This window comes from Lentzea sp. NPDC004789 (genome assembly GCF_053601075.1).
The window spans coordinates 90,847-113,932 of sequence record NZ_JBSGBE010000007.1 but is presented as its reverse complement, the minus strand read 5'-3'; the positions used below and the strand labels follow the sequence as shown (position 1 = coordinate 113,932).

Genomic DNA, 23,086 nt, shown 5'->3' with positions numbered 1-23,086 from the left:
CTCAGCCGAGGCGCCGCCCCAGGTCGTCCAGGCCGTTCCACGCCGCGCAGCAGCCGTACGCCAGCGCGGCGGCCAACGGCCACGCCAGCACTCCCCACCACGTCTCCAGCGACGGCGCGATCAGCAGGGTGTCGTTCGGCTTGATCGTCGACGGCATCGGGTACGCGGCCGCGGCCAGGTTTCCGCCGAGGTACTGCGCGAACCACGCCGCCGCCAGCGAACCCGCCGTCATCGCCAGCATCACCACCGGCCCGCGCCGCTGCCGCAGCAGCCACACCGCGATGCCGGTGATCACGCCCGCGCCGAGACCGATCACCACGAACACCATCAGCGCGTCGAGCCGGTGGTAGCTCTCCACCCCGATCGGGTAGAACTTGTTGTCCTGCGCCGACACGATCTTGAGCTGGGCCGGGGCGAGCCACGACCAGAGGTACGCGGCGGGCAGCCCGAACGCGAACGTCGTGAGCAGCACCACCAGGCCCGGCAGCAGATCCCGCTTCACCACGACCTTCGGCCGCGGCCGGACGTAGTGGTAGACGTACGGCGGCTCCGGCAGGGGTTCGATGCGAACCGGGGCTGCTTTCTCGTCCATTCGCGAGAGGTTACTACCGTCCCGAGGTGATCTCGCCGTGGCGGCTGCAGCGCGCCGCCCAGCCGTCCGGGGTCACCTGGACGACCATGCGGCGCGCGCACTGCGAGCAGTACCGCGGCGGGTCGATCATCGACAGTCGCTGACGGCAGAACGCGTGGTCGCCGTCAGCTTCCTCTTTGCCGCAGAAAGAACAGAACACGGTCGTCATCATCACAGGGTCTGGCTCAGCGCCTTGATCGGCATGGACAGCTCTTCCAGCATGTCGAGGTCCTGCTGGGCCGGGCGGCCGAGGTTCGTCAGGTAGTTGCCGACGATGATCGCGTTGATGCCGCCGAGCATGCCCTGCTTCGCGCCCAGGTCGCCGAACGTCAGCTCACGACCGCCGGCGAACCGCAGGATCGTGCGCGGCAGCGCCAGCCGGAACGCGCCGACCGTGCGCAGCGCCTCGGCGCCCTCCACGACCGGGTAGTTCTCGTACGGCGTGCCGGGGTTCGGGATGAGGAAGTTGAGCGGCACCTCGTCCGGCTCCAGCTCGGCCAGCTGCACGGCGAACTCGGCGCGCTGCGCCAGCGACTCGCCCATGCCGATGATGCCGCCGCAGCAGACCTCCATGCCGGCGTCGCGGATCATCTTCAACGTGTCCCAGCGCTCCTCCCAGGAGTGCGTGGTGACGACGTTCGGGAAGTGCGAGCGGGCGGTCTCGAGGTTGTGGTTGTAGCGGTGCACGCCCATCGCCACGAGCTCGTCGACCTGCTCCTGCGTGAGCATGCCGAGCGAGCAGGCGATCTGGATGTCGTTGCCGTCCTCGCGGATGGCCTTGATGCCGTCGCGCACCTGCGAGAGCAGCCGCTTGTCCGGTCCGCGCACGGCCGCGACGATGCAGAACTCGGTCGCGCCGGTCTCCCGCGTCTGCCGGGCGGCGCGCACGAGGCCGGGGATGTCCAGCCACGCCGACCGCACGGGCGACGGGAACTGACCGGACTGCGAGCAGAAGTGGCAGTCCTCGGGGCAACCGCCGGTCTTCAGCGAGACGATGCCCTCGACCTCGACCTCCGGCCCGCACCAGCGCTCACGCACCTCGTGCGCGAGCTCCAGGAGCTCGGGAATCCGGTCGTCAGGCAGCTCGAGAACCTTGAGCACCTGAGCTTCGGACAGGCCGACACCTCGTTCGAGCACCTGCTCACGAGCCTCGTCGAGCACGTCGATCTGTTCCGGAGCTGCGGTCACGGTCTCTCCTCCTCCTGTGGCCTGGCGAGCACTATGCCTCACTGAATCCTTCATCGTGGAGCGACGTAGGTCACTGGACCGCGAACTGAGCCGCGAACGTCTCCGGGTCGAACTCCCCGCCGAACCACGGTGAAAACGATCTCTTGGCCACTGCCAGGAAATCCACAGAACCGAGCTTCGTCACACCTTGAGGCAGCGCTCCGAGCAGCGGACCACCCGCCGCCTCCGGCAGATCGGCCAGGTTGGTGAGCGACGCGAGGTCGGGGTGCAACGGCCAGCTGCCCACCACGACCCCGATCGACTCGATGCCGCGCCGCTGCAACGCCTCGGCCGTCAGCGCGGTGGCGTTGAGCGTGCCGAGCCCCGCCTGCGCCACGACCAGCACGGGCGCGTTCACCGCCCACGCGATGTCGGCCAGGGTGGACCCGCCCTCGTCGAACCGCACCAGCAGCCCGCCCGCGCCCTCGACGAGCACCAGGTCGTGCGTCTCGTCGAGCTGCGTGACCTCCGCGGCGACGTCCTTGGGGTGGACGGTGGCCATGCCCGCCCGTCTGGCGGCCGTGGCCGGTGCCAGCGGATCGGGGTATCTGGCCAGCTCACGGGTCGTCACGTCACCCGCCAGCCGCGCCACCTCGGCCACGTCACCCGGCTCGCCGGGCAGCAGACCGGTCTGCGCGGGTTTGAGCACCGCGACCCGTCTGCCTTCTGCCCTGGCCAGCGCCGCGATGCCCGCGGTGACGGCGGTCTTGCCGACCTCGGTCCCAGTTCCCGTGATCACCAGCACGCTCACAGGCAATCACCCTAGGCGGTCACCTACCGTGAGGGCATGACCGAGCAACCGATCGTGATGTACGGCGCCGAATGGTGTGGCGACTGCCGCCGGGCCAAGTCGTGGCTGACCCGCAACAACGTGCCGTTCACCTACATCGACGTCGAGAACGACGACGAGGCGCGCGACCGGGCGATCGAGCTCTCCGGACGCAAGAACATCCCCGTCCTGGTGCTCCCGAACGGGGACGTCCTGGTCGAGCCGACCGACACCGAGCTGTCGGCCGCGGTCGCTCAGCCCTTGCCGTAGAGGCCGACCGGCGCGCCGTCGTAGACGCTCGGCACCCCCAGGTAGCCCGTGGTCGCCTGGCTCCTGATCAGCATGTCGCCCTGGTGGGGGTTGAGCTCCCAGCGCTGCTCGGGGCCGCCGGTGCACTGGTACAGCTGCAGCCGGCCGCCCTCCTGGTCGATCTCTTCGAGCGCGACGTCGAGGCACTTGCCGTTCGCCTCGTTGATGACGAGCGCGCCACCGCTCTCATCGGGGTACTCGAACCGCCACTGCTGTTCGGCGCCACCGAACCCGCAGGTCCACATCTGGACCTTGCCGCCGTCCTGGTCGATCTCCTCCAACGCCGCGTCGAGGCACTTGCCCGTGCCGGGGAAGCTGAGCCGTCCGCCGGTGATCGACCCGTACAGCTTGAAGAACGTGACGGGTTCGTCCGCGGCCTGCGCCGGCACGGCGAGGCCCGCAACTCCCAGGATGGCCGCGCACACGGCGGCCGAAATGTTCCCCATGGGTGTCACGCTAACGAGCAGCCGCCACCACGGCACGACAGACCCTGGCGACGTCGTCGTCCGTGCTGACGAACGGCGGCATCGTGTAGATCAGGTCGCGGAAAGGCCGCAGCCAGACGCCCTCCTCCACCGCCGCACGTGTGGCTCGTGCCATGTCCACAGGCTCATGTAGTTGCACGACGCCGATAGCGCCCAACACGCGCACGTCCTTCACCGTGGGCAACGCGCGTGCGGGCGCGAGACCGTCCTTCAGACCGTTCTCGATGCGCTTGACCTCGCGCTTCCAGTCCTGCGACAGCAGCAGATCGATCGACGCCAGCGACACCGCCGACGCGAGCGGGTTGCCCATGAACGTCGGCCCGTGCGCGAGCACCGGCACCTCGCCCTCGCTGATCCCGTCCGCGACCCGTGACGTGCACAGCGTGGCCGCCATCGTCAGGTACCCGCCGGTCAGGGACTTGCCGAGGCACATGACGTCCGGGCTGACGTTCGCGTGGCCGGCGGCGAACAGCTCACCGGTGCGGCCGAAGCCCGTGGCGATCTCGTCGAACACCAGCAGCACGTCGTGTGTGTACGCGAGCTCACGCAGCACGTGCAGGTAGCGGGGGTCGTGGAACCGCATCCCGCCCGCACCCTGCACGACAGGCTCGACGATGATCGCCGCGAGCTCGTCGGCGTGCTGTTCGACCAGGTCGGCGAGGTGCTGGACGTACGCGGTGTCCATCTCGGCGGGCGGGGCGTCCGCGAAGACCTGCTGCGGCAGGATTCCACGCCACAGCGAATGCATGCCGCCGTCGGGGTCGCACACGGACATCGGGTTGAACGTGTCGCCGTGGTAGCCGCCGCGCCACGTGAGCAACCGGTGCTTCTCCGGCCTGCCCTGCGAACGCCAGTACTGCAGGCACATCTTGATCGCGACCTCGACCGACACCGAGCCGGAGTCGCACAGGAAGACGTGCTGCAGCTCCGCGGGGGTGATCTCGACGAGCTTGGCCGCGAGGCGGATCGCGGGCTCGTGCGTGAGCCCGCCGAACATCACGTGGCTCATCCGGCCGAGCTGGTCGGTGACGGCGGCGTCGAGCACCGGGTGCCGGTAGCCGTGGATCGCCGCCCACCACGACGACATGCCGTCGACCAGCTCCCGGCCGTCGGCGAGCCGGAGCCGGACCCCGGAAGCCGACTCGACGAGCAACGGCTCCTGGGTGCCCGGCATCGGGCCGTACGGGTGCCAGACGTGCGCCTGGTCGAGCTTCAGCAGGTCGTCCACCCGCCAGACACTAAGCGAGCCGGACGGGCAGGGTGTGCAGGCCTCGGATCAGCGTGCTGTCCCGCCACTGCAGCGTCTCCGGCTCGGCGGCCAGCGTCAGGTTCGGGAAGCGCGCCAGCAGCTGCGTCAGCGCCACGTCGAACTCCAGCCGGGCCAGCGGCGCGCCCAGGCAGAAGTGGATGCCGTGGCCGAACGCGACGTGCCCCTGCACGGACCGCGTGACGTCGAGCTGGTCGGCGTTCTCGTACTTCTCCGGGTCGCGGTTCGCGGCCACCAGCGACACCATCACGAGCTCGTTCGCGGGGACCGTGACGCCGCCGAGCTCGATCGGCTCCTTGGTGTAGCGGAAGGTCGCGATGTTGACCGGGCCCTCCAGCCGCAGGAACTCCTCGCCGCTCGCCGGGATCAGCTCCGGGCGGTCCTTGAGGATCTGCAGCTGGTCGGGGTTGCGCAGCAGCGACAGCACCGCGTTGCCGATGAGGTTCACCGTCGTCTCGTGACCGGCCACGAGCAGAAGGAAGGCCATCGACACGAGCTCTTGGGTGTTCAGCCGGTCGCCGGAGTCGTCGGCGTGCACGAGCGCGGAGAAGAAGGTGTCGTCCGGTTCCTGGGCGGCGACCTTCTCGACGTGGCCGATGAGGAACTGGGCCATCGCACCCGACGCGTGCACGATGTCGTCGTTCGAGCCGAACGACAGCAGCGTGTTCGACCACTCGCGGAACTCGTCGCGGTTGTCGATCGGGATGCCGAGCAGCTCGCAGATCACCGTGATCGGCAGCGGGAACGCGAACGCCTCCAGCAGGTCGACCTCGTCACCGTCGTTCAGCTTCGCGATCAGCTCGGCCGCGATCTCGTTGACGCGCGGGCGCATCAGCTCGATGCGGCGCGCGGTGAAGGCCTTGTTCACGAGCTTGCGCAGCCGGGTGTGGCCGGGCGGGTCCATGTTGAGCATGTGGACCGACAGCGCCTGGTTGAACTCCCGGCGGGCACCGCCGGTGGTCGAGTGCACGTCGAAGAGGTGACCGCCCTCGGCGGTGTTCTTGCTGATCCGGGGGTCGGTGAGGGCGACCTTCGCCTCTTCGTGCCGAGTCACGAGCCAGACCTTCAGCCCTCGCGGCATGAGGACTTCGCGCACGGGCCCCTCGGCACGCAGCCACGCGTGCACCTCGTGCGGGTTCTGGATGTAGTCGGCGGGCAACTGGGTGAGTGTCGTCACCCCACCCAGTTAACCCCGTTAACTCATCTCTCGCCACTACTTTCGGGCAACGCCGCTAACCGAGACAGCCGGGCCCGAGCAGTGCCTTCAGGTCACCCATCAACGACGGCGTGGGCGCCACCCGCAGCGCGTCGTCCAGCTTCAGCACCGTGTTGCGCGACGCGTTGATGATCAGGTTGAGGTGCACCTCGGTCGAGCCGGGGTGCGCCCGCAGGACGTCCTTGAGCTGCGTGACGATCTCCGGGCGGCACTTGGTGGCCGGCATCTTCAGCTTCATCGCCCGCGATCCGATGTCGCTCAGGTCCGGCACGACGAGGTCGTTGGCGATCAGCGAGATGCGGTCGTCCCGCTTGGCCACGCGGGCCTTGACCAGCACGATCGCGTCCTCGACCACCGACATGCCGTGGACCATGAAGCTCTTCGGGAAGAACAGCACCTCGATGCCACCGGCGAGGTCCTCCAGCTGGGCGGACGCCCACGACTCGCCGTTCTTGTTCACCCGGCGCATCACCGAGGCGAGGATGCCGCCGATGGTGACCTGGGTGCCGTCGGCGACGTCGCCTTCCAGGATCCGGGCGATCGAGGCGTCCGAATAGGACTCCAGCACGTGCTCGACGCCGTTCAGCGGGTGGCCGGAGACGTAGAGGCCGAGCATCTCGCGTTCGAGGGCGAGCTGGTGCTTGGACTCCCAGTGCTCCTGCGGGATCTTCACGTCGAAGACGCCCGCGATGTCCTCGTCCGCCGCGTCACCGCCGCCGAAGAGGTCGAACTGCCCCTTGGCCTCTTCCTTCTTGGTGATCATCACGGCGTCGACCGCGTCCACGTGGACCATGTGCAGGCCCTTGCGCGGGTGGCCGAGCGAGTCGAACGCGCCCGCCTTGATCAGCGATTCCACGACCTTCTTGTTGCAGGCCGTGGCGTCGATCTTGCGCAGGAAGTCGGAGAAGTCGACGAACTTCCCCTTCTCCTTGCGCGCCTTGATGATCGCGTCGACCACGTTGGCGCCGACGTTGCGGATGGCACCGAGACCGAAGCGGATGTCGCTGCCGACCGGGGCGAACTCGCGCTCGGACTCGTTGACGTCCGGCGGGAGCACCGTGATGCCCATGCGCCGGCACTCGGCGAGGTAGATCGCCGACTTGTCCTTGTTGTCGGAGTTCGTGGTGAGCAGCGCGGCCATGTACTCGGCCGGGTAGTTCGCCTTGAGGTACGCGGTCCAGTACGCGATGACGCCGTAGGTGGCGGAGTGCGCCTTGTTGAACGCGTAGTCGGCGAACGGGACCAGGATGTCCCAGAGGGTCTTGATCGCCTCTTTCGAGTACCCCTGGTCGAGCATGCCCTTCTCGAAGCCCTCGAACTCCTTGTCGAGGATCTCCTTCTTCTTCTTGCCCATCGCGCGGCGGAGAAGGTCTGCTTGGGCCAGCGAGTAGCCCGCGACCTTCCGCGCGATCGCCATGACCTGCTCCTGGTAGACGATCAGGCCGTAGGTCGTGTCCAGGATCTCCGCGAGCGACTCCCTGAGCTCCTCGTGGATCGGCGTGATCTCCTGGAGCTTGTTCTTGCGCAGCGCGTAGTTCGTGTGCGAGTTCGCGCCCATCGGGCCGGGCCGGTACAGGGCGATGACGGCCGAGACGTCCTCGAAGTTGTCCGGCTTCATCAACCGCAGCAGGTCGCGCAGTGCCGAACCGTCGAGCTGGAACACACCCAGCGTGTCACCGCGGCCGAGCAGCTCGTAGGTCTTCTTGTCATCGAGCGGCACCTGGTTGCCGTCGGTGATGTCGATCTTGCCCTTGCCGTTGAGCTCGATGTTGCGCAGGGCGTCGTCGATCGTGGTGAGGTTCGACAGACCGAGGAAGTCCATCTTCAGCAGGCCGAGCGTCTCGCAGGTCGGGTAGTCGAACTGCGTGATGATCGACCCGTCCTGCGGGCGCATCCAGACCGGGATGTGGTCGGTCAGCGGCTCCGCGGACATGATGACCGCACAGGCGTGCACACCGGCGTTGCGGATCAGGCCCTCAAGACCACGACCGGTGTCGATGATCTCCTTGACCTGCGGGTCGGTGTCGTAGAGCCCGCGCACCTCGGCCGCCTCCGCGTACCGCTTGTGCGAGGAGTCGAAGATGCCCGACAGCGGGATGTCCTTGCCCATGACGGCGGGCGGCATCGCCTTGGAGATCCGGTCGGCAACCGCGTAGCCGGGCTGCCCGTACAGGACTCGCGCCGAGTCCTTGATGGCCGCCTTGGCCTTGATGGTGCCGAACGTGATGACCTGGGCGACGTTCTCCTTGCCCCACTTCTCCGTCACGTACCGGATGACGTCACCGCGCCGGCGCTCGTCGAAGTCGATGTCGATGTCGGGCGGGCTGACGCGGTCCGGGTTCAGGAACCGCTCGAAGATCAGGCCGTGCGGCAGCGGGTCGAGGTCGGTGATGCCCAGCGCGTACGCGATCAGCGCGCCCGCGGCCGAACCACGGCCGGGACCGACGCGGATGCCGTTCGCCTTGGCCCAGTTGATGAAGTCCGCGACGACGAGGAAGTACGACGGGAACCCCATCTGCAGGATGACGCCGATCTCGAACTCGACCTGCCGGGTGTGCTCGTCGTCGACCCCGTCCGGGAACCGCCGGTGCATGCCGCGCCAGACCTCGTCGCGGAAGTACTGGTCCTCGGTCAGGCCCTCCGGCACCGGGTACCGCGGCATGAGGTTCTTGAACGCGAACATGCCGGTCGTGTCGACCTTCTCCGCGATCAGCAGGGTGTTGCGACACCCCTCCTGCCACGCGTCGCTGGAGTCGACCGCCCGCATCTCGTCCGGCGACTTCAGGTAGTAACCGGTGCCGTCGAACTTGAACCGCGTCGGGTCCTGCAGCGTCTTGCCCGTCTGGATGCAGAGCAACGCCTCGTGCGTGTCCTTGTCCGTCGGGTACGTGTAGTGCGAGTCGTTCGTCACCACGAACGGGATGTCGAGCTTCTTCTGGATCTCCAGCAGCCCACCGCGGACCCGGCTCTCGATCTCGATGCCGTGGTCCATGATCTCCATGTAGAAGTTCTCTTTGCCGTAGATCTCCTGCCACTTGGCAGCAGCCTCGAGAGCTTCCTTCTCATGGCCGAGACGCAACCGCGTCTGCACCTCGCCCGACGGGCACCCGGTGGTCGCCATCAGCCCCGCCGAGTGCTCGGCGATCAGCTCCGCGTCCATCCGCGGCCACTTGCCCAGCTGCCCCTCGGTGGAGGCCAGGCTGGACAGCTTCATCAGGTTGTGCAGCCCCTCGGCGTTGCGCGCCCAGATCGTCTGGTGCGTGTACGCACCGGACGCCGACACGTCGTCCGCCTTCTGCCCGGGGTCGCCCCACAGCACGCGCTTCTTGTTGAACCGCGAGTCCGGCGCCATGTACGCCTCGATGCCGATGATCGGCTTCACCCCGGCACCCTGCGCCTGCTTGAAGAAGTCGTAGGCGCCGTACATGTTGCCGTGGTCGGTGATCGCCGCAGCGGGCATGCCCATCCGCTCGCACTCGGCGAACATGTCCTTGAGCTTCGCCGCACCGTCGAGCATCGAGTACTCGGTGTGCACGTGCAGATGCACAAACGAGTCCGACACCGTACCTCCAGGAAGATCGAACGGGCGCGCGGGGAAGGCGCGAATCCGGATCTGCCAACCCTATCCCGCCGCGGGGTCCACGGCGGGGAGGGACCCGGGGTCTGTCGCGGTGATCTCGATCCGGTACGCGGTGACACGAAGATCATGACCGCGAGGTAGCGTTCGTCCCGTGGTGGCCCCCGATCCCGTTGATGCCCGACTGCTGGCCCTGCTGGCCGACTCGGGCCGCGCAGCCGTGCACGAGATCGCGCAACGCCTGGGCATGGACCCGCGCGAGGCCGCCATGCGCCTGATCACCCTCTCCGGCAGCGGTCTCCCCCTGCTGGTGGGCGTCGAATGCGACCCGAACGGCATCCGCAGGGCCCTCGCGAACGCCGCCGCCTACGGCAACTACCTGGGCCAGCCCGCCGGCGGCCCCTACGCCGGGCACCAGAGCGGCCCCCACCACGTCAGCGGCCCGCACCAGGTCCCCTACGCCCCGCCACCGCCCCCGACCAGCCAGCCCTTCCCGGCCCAGCCCCAGGCCACCTGGGGCCCGCCGCAGTCAGCCGGCTGGGTGCGCGCGGACCAGCCACAACCGCGGCCGGTCTCGCGCACCGGCAAGATCGGCACCGCGCTCGAAGCCGACAGCCTCGAAGGCGCCCACCTCTCCATCCAGCTGGTGGAGGTCGTCGACCCGGCGGACTTCCTGTTCACCGCGGCGGGCTACAAGCTGGCCGAGGGCGAACGCGCCGTGGTCGTCCACACCGAGGTGACCAACACCTCGCAGGTGCCGTACACCTCACTGCCGGACATGTACCTGGTGCTGGTCACCAAGACCGGCGAGACCGTCACCAAGGCCCCGGTCTCCCTGTCCTCCCGCCCGGCGCACAAGCTCGGCGCGCAGCCGGGCGAGACCTCGGGCGGCCACACGGTCTTCGTCCTCCCGGAGACGACCGAGGTGATCCAGGTCCGCTGGAGCGTCCGGCCTGAGGTGGACCTCAACACCCTCGTCTGGACCGTCGAGGACTAGACGGTATGACGTGACCGCTTGATGTGAGTGGTCGCGGGCCGGGACCTCGCTCACGCTTGTTCGTGGGTTGCCGGGCAGGAGCGGCCTGCTCGGCCTATCCGACATGCGTGGGAGGCCCCGGTGTTTACCGAGCGTACGAGTGTGGGGCTGGACGTGCACGCGCGATCGGTCGCGGCGGCGGCGATCGACGGCGTCACGGGCGAGCTGGTGCAGACGAGACTGACTCCGTCGCACGATCACATCCGGTCCTGGCTGGCAGAGGTGCCCGGCCCGGTGGCGGTGGCCTACGAGGCCGGCCCGACCGGGTTCGGTCTGTATCGGGTGTTGAGCGCGGCCGGGATCCGTTGTGTGGTCGCAGCGCCGTCGAAGTTGCAGCGGCCCTCGGGCAGCCGGGTCAAGACCGACGCCAGGGACGCGGTGCATCTGGCTCGCCTGCTGCGGCTGGACGAGATCACGCCGGTCTCGGTCCCGACGCCTGACCAGGAGGCGGCACGGGACTTGGTCCGGGCGCGGGAGGACTGTCGCGGTGATCTGATGCGGGCACGGCATCGGCTGTCGAAACTGTTGCTGCGCCACGGAATCGTCTACATGGGCGGACAGGCCTGGACGGGTGCCCATGACGCCTGGCTGCGCCGCCAGAAATTCGCCAGTCCGGTGATGCGGATGGCGTTCGAGTCCGACTACGAGACCGTGCTCGCGGTCAAGGCCCGCCGGGACCGGCTCGACAAGGCGATCGCGGCCATGGCCGCCAGCAGCGAGTTCACCGGATGCGTACGGCGGCTGGGGTGCTTGCGTGGTGTCTGCACTCTGACCGGATTCGCCCTGGCAGTCGAGATCGGCGACTGGCACCGGTTCACCGGCAGAACGATCGGGTCGTTCGTCGGCCTGGTACCCAGCGAAAGCTCCTCGGGAGCATCACGGGTTCAGGGCTCGATCACCAAGACGGGCAACACTCACGTGCGGCGCCTGCTGGTCGAAGCGGCCTGGCACCATCGTGCCCGCTACACACCCGGCAAGACCATGCGGGAGCGCTGGGAACTCGCCTCGCCCGCGGCCAGGGCCCGCGGCGACGCCGGCAACCGACGGCTGCACGACCGCTGGATCGGCTTCAACCTGCGCCACAAACGCGCGGTGGTCTCCAACGTCGCCATCGCCCGTGAACTGGCCGGCTGGTGCTGGTCCCTGGCGGTGATGAACGACTGACCCGCACTCCACCGAAACCACTTCGTCGTCACCGTTGCGGCGGGACAGCAGCGCGTGGAGCGATCCGCGACTCGGCTATGAGCAACTGGCACCAACACCAGCGACGCTCGACACTAGACACGCGGTCCGCTCCTGCCGAACAGCTCGTCCTGCGGTAACCAACCCGCGCATATCAGCCTGACCGCGCGTCGCCAACGACACGCTCACCCCGCCACCACACCACGACGAAGAACGAGGCGCCCGTCAGGAACACATCCTGCGGGCGCCTCACCCTGCCCCTTGACAAGAGGCCACTACATATCAGCCGAGCACCTTCAACGCCGCCGCGTGCACGCCCGGCGCCGCGGCGAGGTACTCGCGGCTCGTCAACGTCCACGGTTCGCCGTCGAGATCGGTGACGACACCACCGGCCTCCTGCACGAGCAACACACCGGACGCGTGCGCGCGCACGTTGTCGTACTGCCAGTGCAGGTCCATCCGGCCGGCGGCGACCTGGGCGAGCTGATGGGTCACCGGCACGGAGATCCGGACGTAGAAGGCTTCCTTCGCCATCGCGCTGTACGAGGCGCCCACCCGGTCCGCCATCTCCGGCCCCTGGCCCGGCTGGGCCTGGCCCGTGCCGGCCAGCGCCCCGTCCAGTGACGTCTTGTCCGAGACCCTCAGCCGGACGCCGTTCAGGAACGCGCCGCCGCCCTCGGTGGCCGTGAACATCTCGTCGAACAGCGGGAAGTACAGGACGGCCAGCACCGGGCGGCCGTCGCGCACGAGGCTCACCCCGATGTTCCAGTCGGTCATGCCGTGTACCGCGTTCAGGTTGCCGCCGACGGGGTCGATGAGCCACCAGTCGCCCTCGTCGAGCGGTCCGGAGCCGTGTTCGTCGTTGAGCCAGTTCGCGCTCGGGTGGATGCCGGCCAGTTCGGGCTCCAGCAGGTCGGCGACGGCCGCGTTGTTGGCGTGGACGGCGGCCATGATCTCGGCGAGTGAGGACGTGCGGGACTCCGTCGAGTACCGCTTCAGCATGCGCGTTCCGGCGCGGCGGACGGCGGCGGTGGTGGCTGCGATCATGATTTCCTCCAGTATTGACTGTCATGCAAGCGGATCTGAACCTGTTGACCGTGCTGGACGCCCTGCTCGAAGAGGGCAGCGTGATGGGCGCGGCCGACCGGCTGCACCTGTCGTCACCCGCGGTCAGCCGGACGCTCGGCCGGATCAGGAAGGTGACCGGCGACGACATCCTGGTGCGCACGGGCCACTCGATGACGCCGACGCCGTACGCGCTCGCGATCAGGGAAGAGGTGCACCGGCTGGTGCGGCAGGCCAACGCCGTGCTGACGCCGAGCCGCGAGCTGGACCTCGCCGCGCTGGACCGCACGTTCACCCTGCAGTGCCACGACGCGCTGGCCTCGTCGCTGGTACCGCTGCTGGTCGGCAGGATCGCGCGGCAGGCACCGGGCGTGCGGCTGCGGGTGCTGGCCGAGCACTCCGCCGACACGGACGACCTGCGGCACCGAGTGGACCTGGAGCTCGGCGGCGGCACCCCGGACCTGCCGGAGTTCCGCTCCGAGACGCTGGGCACCGATCCGCTCGCCGTCGTCATGCGGTCCGGTCACCCCTGCGCCGACCTGCTGGACCTGCCGGCGTACGCGGCCCAGCCGCACGTGGTGATCTCCCGGCGCGGCCGTCTCACCGCACCGATCGACGACCTGCTGGCAGCGGCCGGCCTGCGCCGCCGGGTGATCGCGAGCGTGGCGACCGTGCACTCCGCGCTGCAGATCGCGGCGGCGAGCGACGTGCTGGTCACCACCACGGCGATCCTGTGCCGCCCGCTGGTCGAGGCGTTCGGGCTGGTCACCAGGCCGCTGCCGGTCGAGTCCGGAGAGGCGGTGATCAACTGCAACTGGCACCAGCGCTACGACTCCGACCTCGCCCACGCGTGGCTGCGCGACCAGGTGCGGACGGCCCTCACCGAGGTGCTAGCGGCAACGCGATAGCGCCGGGAAAGCGCGGGTTCTCGGCCTCGTCGAGCATGGCGGCCGCAACGGTCTCGCGGCTCACCGTGGCGCCGAGGTCGAACGGCGGCGCGGCGTCCAGTCCGACCGTGCGCCGGCCTGGGCTCTCCGGCCCGTCGCCGAGCACCCCGGCGTGGAAGACGGTGCCCCCGGCGGCGAGCACGGCGTTGTCGGCCGCGATCTTGTCCGGGATCCGGTCGCCCATCAGCTGCCAGAGCACGGCGGCGCCGTCACCCGCGGCCTTGGCGGACGCACCCGTGCCGTAGGCGCCGAGCCAGATGATCCGCTTCGGCTCGGCGGCGATCACCGCTTTGGCGCCGTCGAACAGCACGCCGGGCACGTCGGTGCCGAGACCGGACAGGACGACGGAGTCCGCGCCGACCACGGCGGCGACGCTCGCGGGGTCGGTCACGTCGGCCGCGACCTTGCGCAGGTGCCCGTGGTGGAGGCCGATGCGGGCCGGATCGCGGGCGATCGCGGTGACGGTGTGGCCGCGTTCCAGCGCCAGCCTGGCGAGAGCGAGACCGGTCCGGCCGGACGCCGCGAGGACGATGAGGTTCATGCCGAAAACGCTAGGCAGGCCACCGATTAACATCAAATGAAAGCTCGTCAACCGATGATTTACCCAGACGCAATCAACCCTCTTCGCGCAGCTTCTCCAGCGCGGCGGCCAGGTCGTCCGGGTACTCGGACGTGAAGGTGACCCACTGGCCGTCCGCCGGGTGGTGGAACCCGAGCTGCCGGGCGTGCAGCCACTGCCGCGAGACCCCGAGCCGCTTGGCGAGCGTCGGGTCGGCGCCGTAGGTCAGGTCGCCCACGCAGGGGTGGTGCAGCGCGGAGAAGTGCACGCGGATCTGGTGCGTGCGGCCGGTCTCCAGGTGCACCTCGACCAGCGACGCGGCCCGGAACGCCTCCATCACCTCGTAGTGCGTGATCGAGGGCTTGCCGGAGTTCATCACGGCGAACTTGTAGTCGTGCTTCGGGTGCCGGTCGATCGGCGCGTCGATGGTGCCCTTGATCGGGTCCGGGTGGCCCTGGACGATCGCGTGGTAGACCTTGTCGACGGTCCGCTCCTTGAAGGCGTGCTTCAAAGCCGAGTACGCCGACTCCGACTTCGCCACCACCATCACACCGGTCGTGCCGACGTCGAGCCGGTGCACGACGCCCTGGCGTTCGGCGGCACCGGACGTGGCGATGCGGCGCCCGGCGGCGGCGAGCCCGCCGACGACGGTCGGCCCGGTCCAGCCCGGTGACGGGTGCACGGCCACGCCCACCGGCTTGTCGACGACGATGATGTCGTCGTCCTCGTGCAGGATGATCAGGCCCTCGACCGGGATCGCCTGCACGGTGACGGGCTGCGGCGGAGCGGGCAGCGTGATCTCCAGCATCGCGCCCGCGACCAACCGGTCGGACTTCCCGACCACGCGCCCGTCGACCAGCACGTCGTCCGCGTCGGCGATGGCCGCCACGGCGGTCCGGGACAGACCCAGGAGCTTGGCGAGGCCCGCGTCGACACGCATGCCGTCCAGCCCGTCGGGAATCGGCAGCGTTCGGTATCCGCTCACGCCTCGACCTTCTTCTCTTCTTTGTGGACCGTCCCGTCGTAGTCGTGCTGCATGAGCGCCAGCACCACGATCGTCGCGCCACCGCAGACGATCGCCATGTCGGCGACGTTGAACACCGGCCACACGCGGCCGAACGGGTCGAAAAGCGACAGGAAGTCCACCACGTGGCCGCGCATCGGGCCCGGCTCGCGGAACAGGCGGTCGGCGAGGTTGCCGACGGCGCCGCCCAGCACGAGGCCCAGGCCGACGGCCCAGGGCTGGGAGCGGAGGTTGCGCGAGATCCAGAGGATGAACCCGACGACGCCGAGCGCGATGAGCGCCAGGATCCACGTCATGCCCTCGGCCATGCCGAACGCGGCGCCGGGGTTGCGGACGAACGTCAGGTAGAGCACGCCGCCGAACAGCTTGATCGGGTCGGCACCCTCGAGGAACGCCACGGACAGGACTTTGGTGAGCACGTCCAGCACGAGCACGCCGGCCGCCAGCGCGCCGAGGACCTTGATCCGCGGTTCCGGCAACGACCCGCTGAGGGAGAACTCCGGCTCGATGACGTCGTCCGCCGCCACGACCCGCTCGGCGGGCTTGTCCTCCGCGGGCTTCTCAGCCGCCTCGGGAGCCTCGGCGTCGGATTTGGCTTCGGCGTCGTCATCGTCGTCGTCATCGGCGAGGTCGACCCCGACGAACTCGTTGGACTTCCGCTCCTCGGCCGGCTTCGGCTCGCTGACCTGCTCTTCGGCAGGCGTGTCAGCGGCCTTCTCCTCGGCCTTGGACTCGTCACTCACCAGGTCATTGTCCACTACCGGGACTACGCGAGGAACGGCGGCAGGGTTCGGCCGTCGTCCTCGGGCACCCAGCGACCGTCGCGCTGCGTGTAGGTCCACTTCGGACCCTCGGTGACGAGAGTGCGCAGCGCCGCCACCAGACGGTCCACGTGCTCGGCCGTCGTGCCGAGGCCGACCGACGCGCGGACGGCCCGTTCCTCGTGCGATCCGAGCTGCTTGACGAGCCGTCCGACGATCACGTGCGCGCAGAACGCTCCGTCGCGGACGCCGATGCCGTACTCGGCGGACAGCGCGGCCGCGAGGAAGCCCGCGTCGAAGCCGGAGATCGTGAAGCTCACGACGCCCACCTTGTCGGCGTCGGTCAGGATCGACAGCTCGCGGAAACCGGGGACCGTGCGCAGGCCGTCCCGCAACCGGACCAGCAGCTCCTGCTCGTGCGCGACGGTCTGCTCCCAGTGCCGCGACAGGATCTCGCAGGCCGAGGCCAGCGCGTGCACGCCGACCACGTTCGGGCTGCCGGCCTCGTGCCGCTCCGGCACCGCGGACCACGCCACGCCCAGGCGGTCGCCGTGGTCGGTCACCTTCGCGGTCGCACCGCCGCCGACCAGGTACGGCTGGGCCTGCTGCAGCCAGTCCGCGCGGCCGACCAGGACACCGGCACCGAACGGCGCGTAGATCTTGTGGCCGGAGAACGCGACGTAGTCGACGCCCAGCTCACGCACGTTGATCGGGCGGTGCGGGGCGAGCTGCGCGGCGTCCAGCGCGATGCGCGCGCCGTGCCTGCGGGCGACCTTCGCGAGCTCCGCGACCGGCCACAGCTCACCCGTGACGTTGGACGCCCCGGTGACGATCACGAGCCGAGGGCCGACCGGGGCGGCGGCCAACGCCCGGTCCAGCGCGACGACCGCAGCGCCGGACGAAGACGGAGTGGGGATGCGCTGAACGTTCGGCCCGCGCCACGGCAGCAGCGCCGCGTGGTGCTCGCTGTCGAACAGCACGACCGCGGTGTTGCGGGGAATGCTGCGCGCCAACAGGTTCAGCGAATCGGTGGTGTTGCGGGTGAAGACGACGGTGTCGGACGAGTGCGCGCCGACGAACCTGCGGATGCGGTCGCGCGCCTGCTCGTAGACCCGCGTCGAGACCTGGGAGGCGAACCCGGCGCCGCGGTGCACGCTGGCGTACCAGGGCAGCAGCTCGTCGACCGCGTCGCGCACCTCCTGCAGACACGGCGCCGAAGCCGCGTGGTCGAGGTTGGCGTACGTGACGCGCTCTCCGGTGACGAGCGGAACGCGCAGGTCAGCGCCGACGACAGCGGGAACAACCGTGGTCTGAGGGGTGATCGCGAGCGTCATCGAGCTGCCTCCGAGGCCAGGGGCCCCGTCGTGCGAAGGCCCGCGCTTGACCGGCGCCCCACGCGCCGGACCAGGTCCTCACCAAGGGCACCCCACCGCGGTTGGAGGGTTGCCGGCCAGCAAGCTTGGGCTTGACGCTGGCTCTCATGACCTGCCGATGACGTTAGCGGAGCCTCGCGGCGTCCGTCGACAACCGATCACATGCTGAGAAGCCTCGGAAACCGACCTAATCCCCGGTCTCGCCCTTCCACCGTGCGTAGCGACCGGCCCGGTCCACGGCACGTATGCGCCGCTCAGCGGCTTCGCGCGCCTCTTCGGTGGTGACGATGAGCAACTGGTCGCCGGTCTGCAGCCGAGTCGTCGGCTGTGGCGTGAAACTCTTCCCCGACCGCACCACGAGGCTCACCGTGGCACCGATCGGCAGCCGCAGCTCGGTCATGTAGACGCCGTGCAGCTTCGACCCGCGCTGGATGTGCACCTGCAGCAGCTCGGCGCTCAGCTCGTCCAGCGGCGAGGAGTCGACCTGGACCTCCTGCGGCTCGCCCTGGCGCACCAGCCCGAGGCGCCGCGCGAGGAACGGCAGCGTCGTGCCCTGCACCACCGTCAGCACGACGACCAGCACGAACACCGCGTCGACCAGCTGCCGCGCGCCCTCGACGCCCTGGATCAACGGGATCAGCGCGAACACGATCGGCACCGCACCGCGCAGCCCCGACCAGGACAGGAACACCTGTTCCCGCCACGGCACCCGGAACGGCAGGCAGGCGAGCAGGACCGACAGCGGCCGCGCCACGAACGTCAGCACCACACCCGCGATCAGCGCCGGGACCAGCACGTCGAGCAGCCGCGTCGGTGCGGCGTAGAGGCCGAGCAGGACGAAGAGGCCGATCTGCGCGAGCCACCCCAGTCCCTCGGCGAACGACAGCGTGTCCGCGCGGTGCGGCAGCCGGGCGTTGCCGAGGGCCAGCGCGGCGACGTAGGTGGCGAGAAAGCCGGAGGCGTGCGCCAGATCGCCTGCCGTGTAAGCGATCACGCACACGGCGACGGTGGCGAGCGGGTACAGGCCGGTGGCGGGCAGCGCGGCCCGTCTCAGCGCGGCGGCGCCGAACACTCCCAGCAGCAGACCGATCAACGCGCCCGCGGCCAGTTCGTAGACCACCAGCAGCGGCGCGGTCCACGAGATCTTGTCCGCCGAGGCGAGCAGCACGACGGCGATGTAGACCGGTGCGTCGTTGAGGCCGGACTCCAGTTCGAGCGCGCCGGTGAGCCGCGCTCCCACGCCTAAGGACCGCAACACGCTGAAGACGGCCGCCGCGTCCGTGGACGACAGGACCGCGCCCCACAGCAGCGCCATCCGCCAGTCGAGGCCGAGCAGGAAGTGCAACGCCGTGCCGGTGACCGCGACGCTCACCGCTACGGCCACTGTGGACAGTGCGACGCCTAACCACAGCGACGATTTCACCGCGTGCCAGCGGGTCGTGATGCCGCCCTCGGTCAGGATCAGCACGAGTGCCGCGATGCCGAGGGACCGCGTCAGGTCGGCGTCGTCGAACTTGATGCCGAAGACCGCCTCGCCGAGGAGCACCCCGATGCCCAGGTACAGCAACAACGAGGGCAGGCCGAGCCGCGTCGACAGCCGCACCGCGATCACGGAGATCAGCAGAACGGCTGCACCGATGCCCAGCACGACCGTGATGTCACCCACCTGGACCATTCTGGTTGATCACCGCCGAATTGACCGAATCCGAAATCGCAAGGCAACCAGACGTTCGCACCTAGCGAGCACATGCACGGCGGAGCATGTTGATCAGTGGCTCAATCCCCACCCTGCACGGAGTTGAACCATGAGGATCCTGATCGCACTGACGGCCGCCTTGATGGTGACCGGAACGACAACGGCGCAAGCGGCGGCACCCGCCGTCCTGGCGGCGCCGAACATCAACGTCGCGAACGTCCAGGCACACCTGAACCAGCTCCAGACGATCGCGAACAACAACGGCGGCAACCGCGCCCACGGACGCCCGGGGTACCTGGCCTCGGCGAACTGGGTGAAGAGCAAGCTCGACGCGGCGGGCTTCACCACGAAGCTGCAGTCGTTCAGCTACGGCGGCGCCACCGGCTACAACGTGATCGCCGACTACCCCGGCGGCGACACCAACGACGTCGTCATGCTGGGCAGCCACCTCGACAGCGTCACCAGGGGCCCCGGCATCAACGACAACGGCAGCGGCTCCGCGTCGATCCTGGAGATCGCCCTGCAGATGAAGGCCACCGGTTTCAAGCCCACCAAGCACGTGCGGCTCGGCTGGTGGGGCGCGGAGGAGCTCGGCCTGATCGGCTCGAAGGCCTACGTCCGCTCGCTGGCCGCCGCGGACAAGTCGAAGATCAAGGCGTACCTGAACTTCGACATGACCGGCTCGCCGAACCCCGGCTACTTCGTCTACAACGGCCGGGAGAGCGGACAGCCCGCGGGCTCGGTGGCGCTGCAGCAGAAGCTGGAGGCGGCCTTCACCGCGTTCAACATCAAGAGCGACCTGACCGACGTCAACGGCCGCTCCGACCACGCCGCGTTCGCGAACGCGGGGATCCCGACCTCAGGCACCTACGCCGGCGGCGACGAGGTCAAGACCCCGGCGCAGGCGGCGAAGTGGGGTGGCACGGCCGGCCAGTACTTCGACCGCTGCTACCACCAGTCCTGCGACACCACGGCGAACATCAACGCCACGGCGCTCGACCGCCACGCGGACGTGATCGCCTACACGCTGTGGGGCCTGGCTGCCTGAGGTCTCTGCGTCAGCACCTGCACGGCCTCGTCGAGCACCGGTTCGACGAGGCCGGGCAGGGTCACGAACATCTGCGCCTGACCGAGGTAGAGGCTGAACGCGATCAACGCGCGCTTCTTGGCGTGCTCGTGGCCGAACCCGAGCTGCTCGAACAGCTCGGTCAGGTAGCCCAGCCGTCTCTCCGTGACGCGCCTGAGGACCGGCGCGATCACCTCGTTCTCGGCGTTGGCCTGCAACGCCATCTCCACCGAACCCTTGCGGTGCCGGTCGAGCACCGTCTCGAACAGCGTCCTGAGCTTGTCGGGCGGCGTCCGCTCCGACTCGACCAGCTCGATGACCTTCTCGGTGTGCTCCCGTTCCCACCGCTCGACCGTCGCCCTGAGCAGCGCGTCGCGGTTGGGGAAGTGGTGGTAGACGCTCCCCTTCGTCGCGCCCGCCCTGGCCGCGAGCGGCTCGACGGCGACGGCTTGGAGCCCGCCCTCCGCCAACGCTCTCAGCGCGATCTCAGTCCAGTCGTCACGGGTGCGGCGCATTTCCGTACGCTAGCGTATGGTTCGCCAACATACGGTGCCGTATGGAAGGAGCGTGTCGTGGTTCGCAACGTGCATGTGCGGGAACTCCCGGTCCCGGCCGGGCCGTTCGTCGAGCGCGTCCAGGAGCTGTGGCCGGTGGCGGGATGGCCGGCGATGGAGTTCGACCGGCCACTGGGCGTGGGCGCGGACGGCGGGCACGGCCCGATCCGCTACCGGTGCACGGCCTTCGAGCCGGGCTCCTCGATCACCTTCGAGTTCGTCGGCCTCTCGGGCACGCACACGCTGTCGGCGCAGGGCAACCTGCTGCGCCACGAGCTGGTCGCGTCGTTCGACCTCGCGGGCCGCCTGCGCTGGGCGTTGGTCGTCCGGTGGCTGCACGACGCCCTGCTGGAGGACTTCCTCGACAACTGCTCTCGTGCGGCGGGCGACCCGCCCGTCGCACCGGCGCGGTGGTCGCCCTGGGTCCGGCTGGTGCGACGGGTGTTCGGCATGCGGGACCGGCAGTCGTCCCGCGCCTGATCACCCGCTGCCGGTGCAGGTCACCGGGGTTCCACACGGTCCACCGCCGCGGCTGCTCACGTCAGTCAGCGGCCGCGGCGTGCCTTCGCACCAACACCACAACCCCGAGCAGCGACTCACACGGGCTTGCGCATCAACAACTGCCCCTGCAGGAACCGCTCCCCCTCGCCCGGCTCCCGCACCAGCCGGGCGACCTCCGCGAACCCGGCCTGACCCAACAGCTCCGCGAGGCTGTCGGGCGACCACCGGTAGGCGAGCGTCACCTTGTGGTCGAACTCCTGCGGCCGCGGGTCGTCCCCCGCGAAGAACCCGACCAGCAGATGACCTCCCGGCGCCAGCACCCGCCCGAACTCCGCGAACACCGCCGGCAGCCGCGCCGGTGGCGTGTGGATGACCGAGTAGAACGCGAGGATGCCGCCCAGCACTCCGTCGTCGAGGTCGAGCGCGGTCATGTCGCCTTCGTCGAACCGCAGGCCCGGATGCGCCCGGCGGGCCAGCGCGATCATCTCGGACGACAGGTCGACCCCGAACGCGCTCAGCCCGAGCGCGTTCAGGTGCGCCGTCAGGTGGCCGGGCCCGCACCCGAGGTCGGCCACCGGCCCGGCGTCCCGCACCAGCTCGGCGAACGCGGCCAGCAGCGCGCGTTCCAGCGGCAGCCGGTCGAGGACGTCGCTGAACAGGTCGGCGTAGAGGCCCGCGACCGCGTCGTAGGCGACCTTGGTGTCGTGCAGCACGGACTGCTCGGTCATGGCGGAAACCGTAGTGCCCCAAGGCGAGGCGGCCTCGGCAGGCCGCCTCGCGATCTCATCGGCCGCCTCCCGCGCAGTCGAACATGATCGGCGTGCGGTAGTCGGTGCCCCACGTGTCGTAGACGTCGTCCTGGTCGGTCAACGACAGCCGGCTCGGCCCGGTCGAGGGGTGCACGTCGACACCGGTGTCGGGGTCGAACCACACCAGGATGCCCGCACCGTTCTGGGACAGCACGTGGCCGCGCGAGTTCACGGCCACCGGCGAGGCGAAGTACGGGTACGTGGCCGTGATCTCGCCGGAGGTGTTCCAGCGCACCGCCTTCGCCTCCTCGGTACCGGCGTCGGCGATGCCGACGGCGTGCACACCGCCGACCGCGCGAGCCTCCACCGCCGCGCCGAGCAGGACCGGCCCGGACGCGCCGATCCAGTACGTGCCCGACGCCGAGGAGGCGAGCACCGAGCCGTCGTCCGCGAGGCCGATCGGCTTCCAGGACTCGTCGGTGCCCGGCACCCGCCGCGGCGTCGCGGAACCCGCCGGCCACACCACGGGCTTGCCCTTGGACGTGCCGAGCACGTCACCGCGTTCGTTGAGGTGCAGCCCCTGCACCTCGTACTCACCCGGTAACCCCTGCAGCCCCTGGTAGACGCCGTCGCCCTCACCGTCCTGCCAGCGCGAAGCCGCCTTGGCGAACGTGGAGTTCAGCAGCACGGTGCCGGACGAGTTCACGTCCACGGCGTCGACGACGCTCCGGAAGAACGACAGCTGCTTGGCCTGCCGCCCGTCCTTCCACAGCAGGACGGTCGAGCCGTACGTCGACCAGAACGACCCGTTGCCGACCGCGTACGAGCCGGAGGCCGCGGCCACTTCGCCGAACTTCACCGCCGGCGGCACCGGCAGCTCGACCGCGTCCCAAGATCTGCACGCAGCCGGATCGGCCGAGGCGGTGGCGGGCGCCAGCACCCCGGCGCCAAGGATCAGTGCGCCCACCAGGACGCGCCATCCCCCAGACAGGACCATTGAAATTCCCCCTTGCCAGTTGGTCTGGTTCGACCGTAGCGAGAGGGTCTGACAATTTTTTCGCCCCGAACATGCGGCGGGGCCGCCGTCCGAAG

At 69.4% G+C, this 23,086-nt stretch carries 23 protein-coding genes and 1 riboswitch; of the genes, 6 read left to right on the top strand and 17 right to left on the bottom strand.

The features are described 5' to 3' along the window. Window position 1: 1 nt before the first annotated feature. The 4 genes from ACWEIJ_RS18085 to bioD all read right to left on the bottom strand — a co-directional run bounded on the left by ACWEIJ_RS18085 (window position 2) and on the right by bioD (window position 2,609). Window positions 2-592 carry a DUF2567 domain-containing protein gene (locus tag ACWEIJ_RS18085; RefSeq protein ID WP_449838309.1) on the bottom strand — a complete coding sequence of 197 codons (591 nt, stop codon included), beginning with the start codon at window positions 590-592 and terminating at the stop codon, window positions 2-4. 13 nt (window positions 593-605) lie between these two features. Then, a complete protein-coding gene (gene bsaP, locus ACWEIJ_RS18080) occupies window positions 606-800 on the bottom strand; it encodes a biotin synthase auxiliary protein BsaP (RefSeq protein WP_355435536.1) in 195 nt (64 codons plus the stop codon). Between the two features lie 2 nt (window positions 801-802). After that, on the bottom strand, window positions 803-1,819 hold the full coding sequence (gene bioB / locus ACWEIJ_RS18075) for a biotin synthase BioB (protein WP_355435533.1): 1,017 nt from the start codon (window positions 1,817-1,819) through the stop codon (window positions 803-805). Window positions 1,820-1,889: 70 nt separating this feature from the next. After that, on the bottom strand, window positions 1,890-2,609 hold the full coding sequence (gene bioD, locus ACWEIJ_RS18070) for a dethiobiotin synthase (protein WP_449838308.1): 720 nt from the start codon (window positions 2,607-2,609) through the stop codon (window positions 1,890-1,892). A 36-nt stretch (window positions 2,610-2,645) separates the two neighbouring features. Here bioD and ACWEIJ_RS18065 point away from each other — a divergent pair, with 36 nt between their 5' ends. Then, window positions 2,646-2,897, top strand: a complete 252-nt coding sequence (locus tag ACWEIJ_RS18065) for a glutaredoxin family protein (RefSeq protein ID WP_449838307.1) — start codon at window positions 2,646-2,648, stop codon at window positions 2,895-2,897. On the opposite strand, the gene ACWEIJ_RS18060 is transcribed toward ACWEIJ_RS18065, so the two are convergent. Genes ACWEIJ_RS18060 through dnaE form a run of 4 tightly spaced genes read right to left on the bottom strand, consistent with a single transcriptional unit; the run spans window position 2,882 to window position 9,466 of the window. After that, the gene (locus ACWEIJ_RS18060; protein ID WP_449838306.1) at window positions 2,882-3,382 is read right to left on the bottom strand and encodes an RICIN domain-containing protein; all 501 of its coding nucleotides are present in this window, start codon (window positions 3,380-3,382) and stop codon (window positions 2,882-2,884) included. The genes ACWEIJ_RS18065 and ACWEIJ_RS18060 overlap by 16 nt on opposite strands. Window positions 3,383-3,392: 10 nt before the next feature. Continuing rightward, the gene (locus ACWEIJ_RS18055; protein ID WP_449838305.1) at window positions 3,393-4,649 is read right to left on the bottom strand and encodes an adenosylmethionine--8-amino-7-oxononanoate transaminase; all 1,257 of its coding nucleotides are present in this window, start codon (window positions 4,647-4,649) and stop codon (window positions 3,393-3,395) included. A 10-nt stretch (window positions 4,650-4,659) separates the two neighbouring features. Beyond that, a complete protein-coding gene (locus tag ACWEIJ_RS18050; RefSeq protein WP_449838304.1) occupies window positions 4,660-5,865 on the bottom strand; it encodes a cytochrome P450 family protein in 1,206 nt (401 codons plus the stop codon). A 55-nt stretch (window positions 5,866-5,920) separates the two neighbouring features. Further along, entirely contained in the window at window positions 5,921-9,466 is a 3,546-nt protein-coding gene (gene dnaE, locus ACWEIJ_RS18045) for a DNA polymerase III subunit alpha (RefSeq protein ID WP_449838303.1), read from the bottom strand. Window positions 9,467-9,635: 169 nt separating this feature from the next. On the opposite strand from dnaE, the gene ACWEIJ_RS18040 reads away from it, so the two are divergent. Then, a complete protein-coding gene (locus ACWEIJ_RS18040; RefSeq protein WP_449838302.1) occupies window positions 9,636-10,478 on the top strand; it encodes an AsnC family protein in 843 nt (280 codons plus the stop codon). A 141-nt stretch (window positions 10,479-10,619) separates the two neighbouring features. Continuing rightward, window positions 10,620-11,681: an IS110 family transposase gene (locus ACWEIJ_RS18035; protein ID WP_449838301.1), complete on the top strand. Its 1,062-nt coding sequence runs from the start codon at window positions 10,620-10,622 to the stop codon at window positions 11,679-11,681. A gap of 300 nt (window positions 11,682-11,981) precedes the next feature. Here ACWEIJ_RS18035 and ACWEIJ_RS18030 read toward each other — a convergent pair whose 3' ends face one another. Further along, on the bottom strand, window positions 11,982-12,746 hold the full coding sequence (locus ACWEIJ_RS18030) for an inositol monophosphatase family protein (RefSeq protein ID WP_449838300.1): 765 nt from the start codon (window positions 12,744-12,746) through the stop codon (window positions 11,982-11,984). Between the two features lie 23 nt (window positions 12,747-12,769). Here ACWEIJ_RS18030 and ACWEIJ_RS18025 point away from each other — a divergent pair, with 23 nt between their 5' ends. Next, window positions 12,770-13,672 carry a LysR family transcriptional regulator gene (locus tag ACWEIJ_RS18025; RefSeq protein ID WP_449838299.1) on the top strand — a complete coding sequence of 301 codons (903 nt, stop codon included), beginning with the start codon at window positions 12,770-12,772 and terminating at the stop codon, window positions 13,670-13,672. On the opposite strand, the gene ACWEIJ_RS18020 is transcribed toward ACWEIJ_RS18025, so the two are convergent. The 5 genes from ACWEIJ_RS18020 to ACWEIJ_RS18000 form a co-directional block, all read right to left on the bottom strand. Continuing rightward, entirely contained in the window at window positions 13,644-14,252 is a 609-nt protein-coding gene (locus ACWEIJ_RS18020) for an NAD(P)-dependent oxidoreductase (RefSeq protein WP_449838298.1), read from the bottom strand. The two genes, ACWEIJ_RS18025 and ACWEIJ_RS18020, sit on opposite strands and share 29 nt — an antisense overlap. Before the next feature lie 73 nt (window positions 14,253-14,325). Continuing rightward, entirely contained in the window at window positions 14,326-15,210 is an 885-nt protein-coding gene (locus ACWEIJ_RS18015; RefSeq protein ID WP_449838616.1) for an RluA family pseudouridine synthase, read from the bottom strand. 41 nt (window positions 15,211-15,251) lie between these two features. Further along, entirely contained in the window at window positions 15,252-16,037 is a 786-nt protein-coding gene (gene lspA, locus ACWEIJ_RS18010) for a signal peptidase II (protein ID WP_449838297.1), read from the bottom strand. Between the two features lie 23 nt (window positions 16,038-16,060). Continuing rightward, complete coding sequence (locus ACWEIJ_RS18005) at window positions 16,061-17,389, bottom strand: aminotransferase class V-fold PLP-dependent enzyme (RefSeq protein WP_449838296.1); 1,329 nt, start codon at window positions 17,387-17,389, stop codon at window positions 16,061-16,063. 37 nt (window positions 17,390-17,426) lie between these two features. After that, window positions 17,427-17,541, bottom strand: a riboswitch (SAM riboswitch). Window positions 17,542-17,615: 74 nt separating this feature from the next. Then, on the bottom strand, window positions 17,616-19,103 hold the full coding sequence (locus ACWEIJ_RS18000; protein WP_449838295.1) for a potassium/proton antiporter: 1,488 nt from the start codon (window positions 19,101-19,103) through the stop codon (window positions 17,616-17,618). A 130-nt stretch (window positions 19,104-19,233) separates the two neighbouring features. Between ACWEIJ_RS18000 and ACWEIJ_RS17995 the strand changes: the two genes are divergently transcribed. After that, window positions 19,234-20,172 (top strand): M28 family metallopeptidase, encoded by a 939-nt coding sequence (locus tag ACWEIJ_RS17995; protein ID WP_449838294.1) that lies wholly within the window; start codon window positions 19,234-19,236, stop codon window positions 20,170-20,172. On the opposite strand, the gene ACWEIJ_RS17990 is transcribed toward ACWEIJ_RS17995, so the two are convergent. Next, window positions 20,145-20,705 (bottom strand): TetR/AcrR family transcriptional regulator, encoded by a 561-nt coding sequence (locus ACWEIJ_RS17990; RefSeq protein ID WP_449838293.1) that lies wholly within the window; start codon window positions 20,703-20,705, stop codon window positions 20,145-20,147. The two genes, ACWEIJ_RS17995 and ACWEIJ_RS17990, sit on opposite strands and share 28 nt — an antisense overlap. A gap of 57 nt (window positions 20,706-20,762) precedes the next feature. On the opposite strand from ACWEIJ_RS17990, the gene ACWEIJ_RS17985 reads away from it, so the two are divergent. After that, window positions 20,763-21,224 (top strand): SRPBCC family protein, encoded by a 462-nt coding sequence (locus ACWEIJ_RS17985; protein WP_449838292.1) that lies wholly within the window; start codon window positions 20,763-20,765, stop codon window positions 21,222-21,224. 116 nt (window positions 21,225-21,340) lie between these two features. Here ACWEIJ_RS17985 and ACWEIJ_RS17980 read toward each other — a convergent pair whose 3' ends face one another. Further along, window positions 21,341-21,973, bottom strand: a complete 633-nt coding sequence (locus tag ACWEIJ_RS17980) for a class I SAM-dependent DNA methyltransferase (RefSeq protein WP_449838291.1) — start codon at window positions 21,971-21,973, stop codon at window positions 21,341-21,343. Between the two features lie 55 nt (window positions 21,974-22,028). Beyond that, window positions 22,029-22,961, bottom strand: coding sequence for a hypothetical protein (locus ACWEIJ_RS17975; protein ID WP_449838290.1), 933 nt, complete (start codon window positions 22,959-22,961; stop codon window positions 22,029-22,031). Between the last annotated feature and the right edge of the window lie 125 nt (window positions 22,962-23,086).

Bases quoted from the DNA above. Each gene is read 5' to 3' on its own strand.
- ACWEIJ_RS18020 (WP_449838298.1), bottom strand. From the start codon at position 14,252: ATGAACCTCATCGTCCTCGCGGCGTCCGGCCGGACCGGTCTCGCTCTC.
- bsaP (WP_355435536.1), bottom strand. From the start codon at position 800: ATGACGACCGTGTTCTGTTCTTTCTGCGGCAAAGAGGAAGCTGACGGC.
- ACWEIJ_RS18000 (WP_449838295.1), bottom strand. From the start codon at position 19,103: ATGGTCCAGGTGGGTGACATCACGGTCGTGCTGGGCATCGGTGCAGCC.
- ACWEIJ_RS18085 (WP_449838309.1), bottom strand. From the start codon at position 592: ATGGACGAGAAAGCAGCCCCGGTTCGCATCGAACCCCTGCCGGAGCCG.
- ACWEIJ_RS18015 (WP_449838616.1), bottom strand. From the start codon at position 15,210: ATGCGTGTCGACGCGGGCCTCGCCAAGCTCCTGGGTCTGTCCCGGACC.
- ACWEIJ_RS17980 (WP_449838291.1), bottom strand. From the start codon at position 21,973: ATGACCGAGCAGTCCGTGCTGCACGACACCAAGGTCGCCTACGACGCG.
- ACWEIJ_RS17990 (WP_449838293.1), bottom strand. From the start codon at position 20,705: ATGCGCCGCACCCGTGACGACTGGACTGAGATCGCGCTGAGAGCGTTG.
- ACWEIJ_RS18025 (WP_449838299.1), top strand. From the start codon at position 12,770: ATGCAAGCGGATCTGAACCTGTTGACCGTGCTGGACGCCCTGCTCGAA.
- ACWEIJ_RS17995 (WP_449838294.1), top strand. From the start codon at position 19,234: ATGAGGATCCTGATCGCACTGACGGCCGCCTTGATGGTGACCGGAACG.
- ACWEIJ_RS18065 (WP_449838307.1), top strand. From the start codon at position 2,646: ATGACCGAGCAACCGATCGTGATGTACGGCGCCGAATGGTGTGGCGAC.
- ACWEIJ_RS18060 (WP_449838306.1), bottom strand. From the start codon at position 3,382: ATGGGGAACATTTCGGCCGCCGTGTGCGCGGCCATCCTGGGAGTTGCG.
- ACWEIJ_RS18005 (WP_449838296.1), bottom strand. From the start codon at position 17,389: ATGACGCTCGCGATCACCCCTCAGACCACGGTTGTTCCCGCTGTCGTC.
- ACWEIJ_RS18030 (WP_449838300.1), bottom strand. From the start codon at position 12,746: ATGATCGCAGCCACCACCGCCGCCGTCCGCCGCGCCGGAACGCGCATG.